The sequence below is a fragment of the Halomonas kalidii genome (genome assembly GCF_030010475.1).
Classification (GTDB): Bacteria; Pseudomonadota; Gammaproteobacteria; order Pseudomonadales; family Halomonadaceae; genus Halomonas; species Halomonas heilongjiangensis.
This window is the reverse complement of the sequence record NZ_JASCQN010000049.1, coordinates 65989-77378: the sequence shown is the minus strand read 5'-3', so window position 1 is coordinate 77378 and position 11390 is coordinate 65989. Positions and strand designations below refer to the sequence as shown.

Annotated in this window: 9 protein-coding genes; 8 read left to right on the top strand and 1 reads right to left on the bottom strand. The window is 45.5% G+C overall.

The window, feature by feature from the left end:
* The first annotated feature begins 900 nt into the window (after positions 1–900).
* The 6 genes from QLQ85_RS15880 (at position 901) to QLQ85_RS15855 (ending at position 8081) form a co-directional block, all read left to right on the top strand.
* Positions 901–2445 (top strand): AAA family ATPase, encoded by a 1545-nt coding sequence (locus tag QLQ85_RS15880; RefSeq protein ID WP_282739886.1) that lies wholly within the window; start codon positions 901–903, stop codon positions 2443–2445.
* Positions 2442–3290 carry an HNH endonuclease gene (locus QLQ85_RS15875; protein WP_282739885.1) on the top strand — a complete coding sequence of 283 codons (849 nt, stop codon included), beginning with the start codon at positions 2442–2444 and terminating at the stop codon, positions 3288–3290. The genes QLQ85_RS15880 and QLQ85_RS15875 overlap by 4 nt, the downstream gene beginning before the upstream one ends.
* A gap of 428 nt (positions 3291–3718) precedes the next feature.
* Positions 3719–4423, top strand: coding sequence for a hypothetical protein (locus QLQ85_RS15870; RefSeq protein ID WP_282739884.1), 705 nt, complete (start codon positions 3719–3721; stop codon positions 4421–4423).
* A 61-nt stretch (positions 4424–4484) separates the two neighbouring features.
* Positions 4485–5618, top strand: coding sequence for a DUF6602 domain-containing protein (locus tag QLQ85_RS15865; RefSeq protein ID WP_282739883.1), 1134 nt, complete (start codon positions 4485–4487; stop codon positions 5616–5618).
* An 84-nt stretch (positions 5619–5702) separates the two neighbouring features.
* A complete protein-coding gene (locus QLQ85_RS15860; protein ID WP_282739882.1) occupies positions 5703–6620 on the top strand; it encodes a HEPN domain-containing protein in 918 nt (305 codons plus the stop codon).
* A gap of 318 nt (positions 6621–6938) precedes the next feature.
* Entirely contained in the window at positions 6939–8081 is a 1143-nt protein-coding gene (locus QLQ85_RS15855; protein ID WP_282739881.1) for a COG3904 family protein, read from the top strand.
* Between the two features lie 89 nt (positions 8082–8170).
* Here the strand turns inward: QLQ85_RS15855 and QLQ85_RS15850 are convergent, their stop codons facing one another.
* Entirely contained in the window at positions 8171–8752 is a 582-nt protein-coding gene (locus QLQ85_RS15850) for a hypothetical protein (RefSeq protein ID WP_282739880.1), read from the bottom strand.
* 466 nt (positions 8753–9218) lie between these two features.
* On the opposite strand from QLQ85_RS15850, the gene QLQ85_RS15845 reads away from it, so the two are divergent.
* On the top strand, positions 9219–10136 hold the full coding sequence (locus tag QLQ85_RS15845) for a restriction endonuclease (protein WP_282739879.1): 918 nt from the start codon (positions 9219–9221) through the stop codon (positions 10134–10136).
* A gap of 86 nt (positions 10137–10222) precedes the next feature.
* On the top strand, positions 10223–11134 hold the full coding sequence (locus tag QLQ85_RS15840; protein WP_282739878.1) for a hypothetical protein: 912 nt from the start codon (positions 10223–10225) through the stop codon (positions 11132–11134).
* Positions 11135–11390: the final 256 nt, after the last annotated feature.

The following is an 11390-nucleotide window of genomic DNA, read 5'->3' as shown; positions in this document are numbered from 1 at the left end:
CAATGGTTTGATGAGGGCTGCGAGGGCGTAACAGCCCTTTTCCCATGTTTTCAAGGGCCATAAGGGTGAGATAGGTGCTTTCTGATGGTTTCATGGTTTCCAGATCTCACTCCAGCATCAGTCGGCAATCATCCAAGCAATGGCTTGTGTGGACTCAATAGGAAGCTGAGGGGGAAGGTTCTTGAGTCAGACCAGATTTTTTCTGTTTTCACACGGCCAGGACCCGAAGCGGACATCTCAGCACATGTGTCAGGCACATTCATCTAATCATAAGATTGGTGTAAACGTCTTGTTCATCTCATGCGGCAGGTTTAGCTATCTGCCAGCACTTTGTGGGACGCTGAAAAAATTAAAACCAAGAGTCAAGTTTATGAGGTCACTGTACATGATTTTTATTACGCACTTCCACCACTGACACTATTAGGTATTATGTTGGTCGTGCTTCCCGATAGACTTAGATGGGTGTGGAGGGACGCCATGATGCTGGACTCTAACGATTTTTCGAAACCGAGAGCTAGATTTCGCCCACGGCAGTGGGCACGCATCACCCTGAAACTATCATGGCCGCTAGATCCAGGCCAAAATCGGCGGCACTCTGCTCGCCAACAATATCTGGGGAATAAAACAATACGAGCATGGCTGCCCGCCGCACCATTATTTTCCGCGAAACGATGTCTGAATAGATCTGCTGGCATTCAGTTAATTAAGTTAACGCCTACTCTAATTGCATATTACTTTATCTCAGTACCGAGACAATCCACTGTGTTCGGTTCGAGTCAGGTGTTATGTGGCGAGTAGATCTAGGCAAGTGGACAGAGGGGGCTGGAGCAGCCAAAATCGGATTATGTTGAGGTTGCCTCATGTGTTTAAGTGTGCACGAATATACGCAAAGGGCTTTTTATGCAGTATGTGAAGGTGACGAGAAACGGCTTTATTCCTGATAAAGGCGTTGATGTGATATATCTCAAGGAGGATTATTGGGATGATTACAGCTTTAAAACTCAATTTTTTGTGGTTGCTTACAATCGGTTCGGAAATAGAGTTGATCTTGGCAATTTAAAGATTGGATATGTCGGTCAAAGTGAGGGCATGACTACCGAAAAGTTAGAGAAGAGGTTTAATAAGCTGCCCAAAACATTCTTTTCTCTGGGCCAAGATGTTGATTACTACAAAGAGCTATATGAAAATTTCAGCCAAGAAGTTTTGGGTGAAATTTTGGGTTCTTTGAGAGACGTCGCTTACTCAAATAATAGTTACCAGATAGCCGAAAATGAAAGGGTGTTTAAGACGTCGCTGCTAAGGAGTGTAAGTGCGTCTTCGATAGCAAATCAGTATCGGAGAGTTATTGGTGGAGGGAGTGTCCTTACCAACTATAACTTTCTGTTCAAAAAATCAAAAACTGATAGTTATTCTGGAATCGAACTTGAGTTTAAAGTCAAGCCCAACACTAAGCCAAATACAAATATACATGCTTTAATTGGAAGGAATGGCGTCGGAAAAACAACCATTCTTAATGGAATGGTGGAAAGTGTTGCGCCGGAACACATGGAGGGGGAGGGTTTTTTTGATAATGATGATTTTTGGGATTGCAGTCCTATAGGGAAAGATTATTTTAGCAGCGTTATATCAGTGGCATTTAGCGCATTTGATCCATTCGATCCTCCTGTCGAAAGAACAGACCCTACAGAAGGGGCTTGTTATTATTATGTTGGATTAAAAAAGCCAAGTGGAGGAGGTGATGAGTCGGAGCTTAAATCTGTAGAGGCTATAAGAGGTGAATTGCTTTCTGGTCTTCGTTCCTGCTTCGGGCAAAAATCAAAAAAGTCAAGGTGGATCAGGGCTATATCAACTCTGGAGTCTGATGAGAACTTTGCAGAGATAAATTTGCGGAGGTTGGTTGATTTGCACGAAAAGGATGATTTTAAAACTAAATCGTGGAAATTGATAAGTAAGATGAGTTCTGGTCACTTGGTAGTTCTTCTTTCAATGACGAAATTGGTTGAAAGAGTGGAGGAGAAGTCTTTGGTTTTAATTGATGAGCCTGAAGGACATCTTCACCCACCTCTTCTGTCTGCATTTATTCGTGCACTAAGTGAGCTGCTTTTGGATCGTAATGGGGTGGCTATTATTGCTACGCATTCCCCGGTTGTTCTGCAAGAAATTCCCAAGTCATGTGTTTGGAAGATTACTCGTTCTAGATTGGCTTTGTCGGCCAGCAGGCCAGATTGTGAAACATTTGGTGAGAATGTCGGGGTGTTAACTAGAGAGGTGTTTGGCCTAGAGGTTGTGAAATCAGGTTTTCACAGCCTACTTCTAGATTCTGTTTTAGGCGGTGGTGACTATGAGGATATAATAGGAGAGTACAAGCACCAGCTTGGTCATGAAGGTAAAGCAATGCTGAGGGCTATGCTTTCTGAAAGAGAAAAACAGGTAAGTAAACAATGAAGCAATTGGATAGGCCTAACTTCGACTCGCTTCATGTATATGAAACCTGTGTTCGTAGTATTGCAAAGCCAGCTTTGCGTAACGAACTTTTGAGAATATCTGAAGATGTGGTCGTGTCTTCTCAAGAGTATTGCGAAATGGCTGCTGGAGCTGAGCTTTATTTAATACCAAGCTCGTCAAAAGAAGATGTTATTTTTGGGAGTGCAAAGGGGAGCGATTTTTCAAACCTCTATTCCCATCATATGGTGCCCGCACATAAGCCAGGAAGAAGGTATTATGATCAGTTACTGGTGTCAGCAAACGGAAAATGTCCATTCTGTGGCGTAGGGCATGCATCAACGCTTGATCACTATCTTCCTAAAGTAAAGTTTCCTGCATATGCAGTTTTACCCGAGAATTTAGTCCCAGCATGCAAAGATTGCAACCATGGAAAACTATCTGATGCTGCGAATGTCGCGGGAGAGCAGTGTCTACATCCATACTTTGATGAGGATGATTATTTCTTTTGCAAATGGATATATGCTGTCGTAGAGAGAACGTCGCCTCCAACGATTAACTATTATGTTAAGCCACCTAGTGGGTGGAATTATGTGAAGAGGTCTCGTGTAGAGGCGCATTTCAGAGGGTTTGATATTTCTAGAAAGTACTCTATTGAAGCTGCATCAGAATTGGCAGTTCTGAGAAGTATTTATGACTCATTCCTGTCTTCTCTTGAAGAAGATAAGCTTACGGAGTATTTTTTAGCAGTCGCTGAAAGCGAGCCGTCACCTAATACATGGAAGTCGGCTTTATATGTAGCCTTGGCACATGATGACTGGCTCTTCAAAGAAGGGTGTACTTTTTAAGTGAAAAGATAATGATATAAAATGAAATTCAGAAGGCAATATCTACTACTTGGGGCATGGCGAAGCGGAAAGTTCTCTTCCAAGACGCCATAATCTTTGGTTTAAGAGAATAATAAGTAATAGGTAAAGGTAGATAGCCTAAAGATGGCGATTCGGCTAAGAAGACCATGAAGTAACTCGTTTCTACGTTGGGGCCGGCGGGCTAGTTTACGAGGATCTGGAATCAGAAACCACAATGTGTGATTATAACAACGAATATATAGCCAATCATATTTGCAGCCGGGTAGCTATAGTCATTCTAAAATCACCCGTGTTTTCCGTGGCTGAAAAGGGCTAACAAGCAAATTATGTACGCGCGTTTCACGCGCCGGACGCCCTCCTGCGTCGGGCGCCGCATATTTGGGCGTTAGCTGCTGAAGGAGAAAGAAATGACCTTCAATGGATCTTTCTGGTTTGGCATTGCAGCTATCGTAGGTGTATCACTAGGTGTAACTTTTTTTGCTCCTATAAGCGAAGTCTACAGAGGTGTTGCCGCGCTACCTTCGGTCGGCGGGCTTGCTGTGGCTCTATTCCAACTCATCAGAGATCGCTCTGCACACCAGAGAAAGCTGGAACTACAGAACGAGCAAAATTTATTCAATCTAGGTGCAACTTCGCACATGGCTAATACGATTTTTGATAAGCATGTGGAATTCTGTGAAAAGTATCTTTCAGAGGTGCACCAGGTAGTTGTCACTCTAACTCGGGAGGGCCCTACACAGGAGGCGCTTGATCATGCAAGCAATCTGTATAGTCTCCGGATAGCGCATACAGCTTGGATAACACCAGAAATCGATGAAAAGCTCATGCCGTTTGAGAGAGGTGTTCGGACAATAGGTGCTAATGCAGGCCTCGTCCGGGCGTTGACTGGCGAGGAAGATCGTGAAGGCACACGATCGGAGGCCATTAGAGAAATGTACGACATCTTTAAGTCACTGATGGATATTGGCGAAGTTGATGTAAAAGACGGAGACGCGACAGTTGTGGCGGTTAAAAATAGAGTGCGTGAAATATTGCAAGTCAACGAGTTGGTGGCCATACGCGAGTATTTAATTAGCAAGGCAGCATCAATTGCCGTCGCAGCTAACAAATAGCTCAACCCGACGCAGTAACCTGCGCGGCTTAACTAGAACGTTATACTTCTAGGAGTCACAATTGAAGAAGCGTCCTAAGGAAGAGCAAGAAATTGTCGACCTTCAGCAACCTTCTGGCAAATGCATCATTGTTGAAGACAAGAAAACGGGTCTTCTCCAAAGGCTGTATTGGAACGACGATAACTTTCTAGCTGACCGGTTTCATCGGAAAATTCAGTCAGAAACTGAATGGTTCGAAAACGTAATCAAGCATGCGCCAACAGTTGGTACTTTCTATGAAAACTTGGTCAGGAATACGTTGAGAGAGTTTGCTCCAACTAACAATAAGGTTGGAACTGGTTTTGTGTACGATTCATCGAGAGACAAGCATGGTAAGCAAATCGATGTGCTTGTTTACGATGACTCGGACAGAAGTGTTGTGTATAGATGTGATGACTTTGTAGTGATTAATCCTGGGAGCACTATATCTGCAATTGAAGTAAAGAAGACGCTTAATTCTACTAATTTAAAAGAAGTTGTAAGAACTACTTTTTATAACAACCTCGGGTGGAGTAACCGAAAATGCCAAGGCATTAACACCATAAACATCTTTGCATTTTCTCTGTCCTGCAAAAAAGAAACAATTGTCAATGCACTGAAGGAGGTTCTTGAGGATTGCGTTTTATCTCTTACGGTCAAAACTGACGGTAAGTATGGGAAGATTCCTATAACATACTGCACCCTTCCAGGCGTCTATTTTTTAGACGAAGGATTTTATATTCAAACACAAGTTACAGAGAAAGATGACGGCTTTGGCCTAGAAATTCATTCTATTCCTTCGCCGGGGACAGGTTCTGTAGGTGCTTTCTTAAGTAACGTTATTCAAGAAAATCGTGAAAAAATAAATAACAACGAAAAAAATTACCTCTACAGAAACATACGGCCTTGCCCGGAACGTTGTAACGTCAATGGAAGCATCCTGTTAATTGATATATTTCCATTTTATGAGCTTGTGGATGCATATCCTGATTCTAGACAAGAGCTTTTGTCGCTATCATTTAAAGGGATGAAACCTCTTTCTGTCTTTGTGCCAAAAGGTCTACACTTTCAGTTCTATGGTAGCGCAAAAGAATTTTTTAATACAAGCGGATCAGCAATAGAGTTTTTTAATGAAGAAAGACCGGTGATGATGCCATGTTCGGAAATAGAAATATAACAAGACACTATTGCCGGATGCTTTTTCCACCGCTTCGCGGTTCCAGAATTTCCGCAAAGCTTCAGCGTTAAGTGATTTGTCAAAATGAAACAGGCATACTACTTTCCAATGTCATTCCTCTTGCCGGAGTTTGAGGATGATGAAATCAGCTACGGTAATTTTTCGGTAGCGAAGCGTCGATGGGGTACATCCACATTTGATTTCGCCACATTGGCGACAAAGCACAAGCTGCATTTGCCGTACCAGTTGATGGATGTCCTTATCGGCAAGTGCAACAGCGAATTCGCCGTAGGCGGAGATAACACTTTTGAATCAGCTGCGGAAGCCTTCCAAAGCTTTCGGTTAGGTCTGTATTTGCAGGGTATTTCGCCGTTTCTGGTTCCATATGTGACCACTACTTCAATCAACGACTATTCCGGAATCAACCAACGTGATACCGCGATTGAGCGCGGGGCTCCCCCCGAGATCGAATCTCAGTTCTCGTCACACAGCCATCAAATGGAAGCTTGGCCCTTGGAGTTGACCATGCAGTGCATGGCTATACCCGACGCTTTCGGAATCAACGAGCCCCAGATTCAAAACGCTGCGAAATTCGCTGACAGGTGGATGGAAATAGCGAGAGGCAACGCATTACTTAAACTTGTAGCAAGAACATCAAACACATCGGCCACTCTTGCAACGTACGAGCAGTCGATCCTTCATATCTGGACAGCAATTGAGGCCCTATTCAAGTCAGTCAGTTCAGAGGTCAGTTTTCGTCTGTCACTATATCTCGCCCAGCTCTGTGCGGATGATTATGGACGAAAGGAGTTTCATGCCAGTGCAAAGGTCGCTTACAACACACGTAGCAAGATCGCCCACGGCTCATCTAATAAAGTTAGTTTCGCAGATTGGAAGCAAGCCTGGGACTTACTGCTTTCTTGTATCTCAGCAATCGCAGATAGAGGAAGACTGCCAAGTGAAGGAGAGCTATTAGATGAGCTCCTGTCAGCACGCACCTAACAATTGGTTGCAGATGGCATAATGCATGAGTCATGACGTTATATCAGATTATTCTGAATGACCGCTCATGGCCGAGACCTGCCACCTCAGTGGTCAAGAAAATGGATGTCTTTTTTCTTCCTCATTCTTTTCTCTTCTCCTTTCAATAGTGTTGCGGTTGGAACTTGAGTTCTCCACGTATCTTCTTACACTTTTTTGTAGCGCCAGGCTTCAAGATTTAATAAAGAGTGGTCTAATATCCTTTTATTTAAATGGAGTTGCGCCTCATTATAGGCTGTGCCAAAATTTAATTGATCTTTGAAACGCAGGGTAATAAAAATGAAAGCCAAATGGTTATTGTGCGCTTCTCTTTTTCTGTCCCTTGTCCCCACCCTTTCGACTATAGCAATCGCCTATGATGAAATGCAGTTTGAGATTTTCTCTCCTTGTTCTGGTAATGCCGCATTCTGCATGCCTCGAATAATGGCGCGTGGCCATATAACCGACGATACACCAACAAGATTTGAAAATTTCTTAATTAAAGAGATAGGGCATAGGGAAAAATACGACACTTTGGCCGTTTGTTTCGATAGTCCGGGTGGTAGTGTCAGAGGGGGAATGGAGCTTGGCTATATAATAAGGAGCCTTCAGATATCAACCTGCATATCAGATAGCTATTGGAGCGTTCGACACTTGCCCGAAGAAGATAGGTGGGTAGAGGGGCCGTGGATTGAAGATGCAGTATGCTCTTCAGCCTGTGCGCTAGCTTTCCTTGGCGGTTACGGAAGAGAAGCAATTGGGGATCTTGGCGTGCTCGGGGTGCATCAATTCAGATCCGATATTGGCACGGAATCCACTGCTCAGATAGGAATGACTGTGATTGGCATGTATTTCGATCAAATGGGGATATCAAGGCGCTTGCTTGATATCGCATCTCTAACCCCCCCCAATGAAATGACATGGCTAACTAAAGATGACTTAATAGCTTTGGGCGTGATATCATCTAGCGACTCTATTTATAACGCGGATTGGAGTTTGATTCATACCCCCAGTGGTGGAATCGCTGTAATGATCTATCAACAAGAGAGCTGGGACAGAGAGATAATAGTGCGCATCTCGCTTCTCGTCTACATATTCAATGGTATTAATGGGCCATCTCTTAGATTCTCTATTTTTCCAGCCGAATCGTCACCCAATATTTATGATAGGCTAAGGTATGCATATATTGACTCCGACGGGCCAGCTTTGAGGCTGGAGATTAACGACACACGATATGAATACCGTAATGTAGACTGGATCTTGGAGCAAGATGGCTCCATTTCTGCACTGATTGTTTTGCCTTCAATTTTCTCAACATCCCCGGAGAATATCCACTCAATGCACCTGTATGCGGAATTGCCAAATGCACTTAGCGACGTTAGGCTAGATAGTTATTTGGCGCCAAGTGAATATGCAACTTACATCCGTGCGGCGCTCAAATAATGCCAGAAAATAACAGAATGTGGATATCCTTTATTTCTCTATCTTTCGATGTTAGAGCTCTAAAAGTTTACTATATTATTGAAGGAAAATCAGTTCAAAAATAGGGGGGCCGAGTCTCCGTAGGCTTCGACGGCTTGCTGGTGGCATTTCTCTATGCGTGTTTGTCGCTCTGCTTGCTCCAAAGTGCCAATGAACATGTCCATGCGTCTGCTGAACTCCTCCCATCCTTGTTCTACTCCGTGTACTTCTATCAGCTTCGGAAGTGCGGTGTCGTACAGCCCATCCAACACAGATGGCCAGTTTCTGGCAACTTCATTGTCTCGACTATCGAGCATACCCAAGAGTGCTATCCATTCGTCAGTGACGGCATCCCGGTCCCGGTAATCAGATATCTCGAACGGTAGCCTATAGGCGATGGCGGATCGGTTGCAGCCACGCCAATCCTGCTGGATGGTGACCATCACGCTAGCAGCCTGGCTGGATAGGTACGGGAGAGCATACATCGCCGACCGCCGGAGCGTGCAATGCCTTAGAGCCCATGAACCCATTGCGTTTCCCGCCTCTCGACATTCCCTCTCGAATTCGGCAGCAGTGTTCTTCTCGGGCTGGGTAGTAGTGCAGCCGATCGCCAATATTGGCAGCAGCACCATGACCGCTAAGAAACGCAGCATGCTTTAAGCCTCGACCAATTCCCCATTTCAAACTGAATATAGTCAGTATTCGGTTCGGAGGACAAGAAAAGCACCCACTTTCTTGCTGATCGTATCGCCTACTGGGCGAAACCCTATGGTACCTAGCCGGCCAAACGGTCAGCAGCAGGGATCAAGAAAGTCAAGAAAGTGGATGTACTTTATTTTTTTATTTTCGTTTATTTTTGGGTATCTGGCCGAGTGAGAAAACTTAGTCTATATTGGAGAGATGACTGAGGCAGCTGACAATCCTGAGTGTTCCTGCCGTAAAATGCGCCGTGTACAGTTGTTGGGGATAGGCTGTGAGGAATAATCGATTATGATGAAAAATGCTTTAAGGGTGAACAGACATACGCGTTTATTGACTTGAACGCACATGGAGGGTCATCCAATATCGGAGCGTGCAGTCTAATCACTGTTGAGCTAAAAATAGAGAGAGGTGACCACGGTGGCAGGTAAGAAAGTATCGGCAGTTGCCATACATGCGTTAAAAGAGGCGCTGTGCTCCATATATTGGTACAAGGGTGACTTGCGTAGTTTCTTATCGAACTGTCTAACTGACCAGAGTGTCATTTCTTCCGTGAGTTGGGAAAACTACAAGAGACAGATTGTCTCCGATGTTGTGGACCGGCTTTGCTCCAATCAAGAAAAATATCTCGGAGACATCCGCAGGCTTTTTCACGAAGTTGCAAAGATGGACAGTTTTGTTCATTTGCAAAATCTCGAGGATGGGCAGAAAAAAGCTCAGAGAGCGAAAAGTGCTGTTCAAGAACTTCGCCGAATCGTAGAGTCACACGACACCGCGACGAAAGAGTCAGAGGATTTAGAAGAGAGGAGGCGTCGTGAGGCCGAGCGACTGAGGAATAACCGAGCTGTTATTCAACGCCTTGAAGAAATAAAAACTAGATACATGGACCTAGTGACATCTTCAAGCCCACAGCAGCGGGGTTTTGAGCTTGAAAAGGTCCTTTACGACCTTTTTGATTTGTTTGACCTCGACCCCAAAGCTTCATTTCGTATTCAAGGAGAGCAGATCGACGGGGCATTTTCTTTGGAGGGTGCCGATTATCTATTCGAAGCGAAGTGGCACGACGGGTTTGTGTCCATTGGGGACCTGGATGCCTTTGCCGGAAAGGTAAAGCGAAAGCTTGACAATACCCTAGGGTTGTTTCTGTCGATTAGCGGGTTCTCGACGGATGCAGTTGCTGCTCATTCCACCGGGCGTCCAGTAGTGATTCTTATGACTGGTGCAGATCTCATGGCTGTTTTGGAACAGAGGATGGATTTTGTATCTCTTCTTCTTAGAAAACGTAGACATGCCGCGCAGACTGGGAATATTCTATTTCAGGTCCACGAGATGATGTAAATCCCAACATGGCGCTTCAGGGGGATACTTCACTTTGCTTCACACCTCTGAGCGTAATCGCTAGGCGACACTGAGCGAGAGAGTTAATGATGTTCACGGTCCGATTTGCAAGTCCGTACCAGATCGCTCCGTTCCGGGACGCGATCGACATTGCTTTTCCGTACGAGATTGTTCCGTCTGAGTTCGTCGGTGCTCCGGAGGAGCGCAGTCAGACAAAGCGGAGGCATCTCAAGATCGGCATCTCTAGGACCTTGGCATCTTGCTGGGGTTTGACGGACTCCGACCTGATCAAGGTGCTGTTCGAATATGGCAAGCGGTACCTGTCTGAACGAATCAAGGATCGGGCTCTCTCGGATGAGCTCGAACTGTGGCTTACCACGGCCACACATCCGCAGGACTCGCCATTCGATCCTAAGCGGATCCCGGAGCCCGATGGCGCTAATGTCGAAATAGAGGAGCCCACGGAGACCCTAGGTGACAAAATGGCTGATGAAGCCATCGCCGCCGAGATCATAGAGGCCAGGGACAACGTAAACGCCCTGTACCACCAGAAATACGGGGCGAACTTGGTTGTCCTGCGGCAGGAGCGTGACCTCCTCCAACTTTTCCGAGACTGCACTTCTCAGGAGGAGCTATTCTATCGAATTACCTCGCTACGTAACGCCGCTGTGAACTGTAATGTCGAGTCACTTCGCAAGGTAACCGGTGTCTCCGACAGCAAGGTTCAATCGATCGGTCTTCTGGAGAGGTACCTCCAGCAATTTCCCGGTTACACATCGCAACCCATCGTGACTCTCAAGGCCCTGAACAAGATCCGCCAAGGATTCCCAGTGCATAGTGATACCACCGTTGGTCTCATCGAGGGTCTTACTCACTTCGAGCTTCGCTATCCCGTCAATGATCCCTGTGCCGCTTGGAAGAAGCTTCTCGTTGCATATCGCGACGCCATGAAGGAGATCCTACGCCTAGTACAAGAAGACACGCTTCCCCCGAAGTGACTTTTAACCACGCGTTACGGCGAACTACCGCGGGAGCGTGGAGCCTCTTGAGGAACCGTGGTACCGAGAGCGGCAGCCGTTGAGCGAGGATTCGTTATATATCAGTAAGTGCTCAACGTCCGCTTCTGGCCGAGGCTGTGTGAAAACTCCAAGGCCACCCTGAAGATGGCGTCCGTACGCGAAATCTGGAGTAGTTTTTCCATGCAATTGCCTCGGAATGAACGAGAGAGCACCATTTTTGATCATTTTTGGCCGA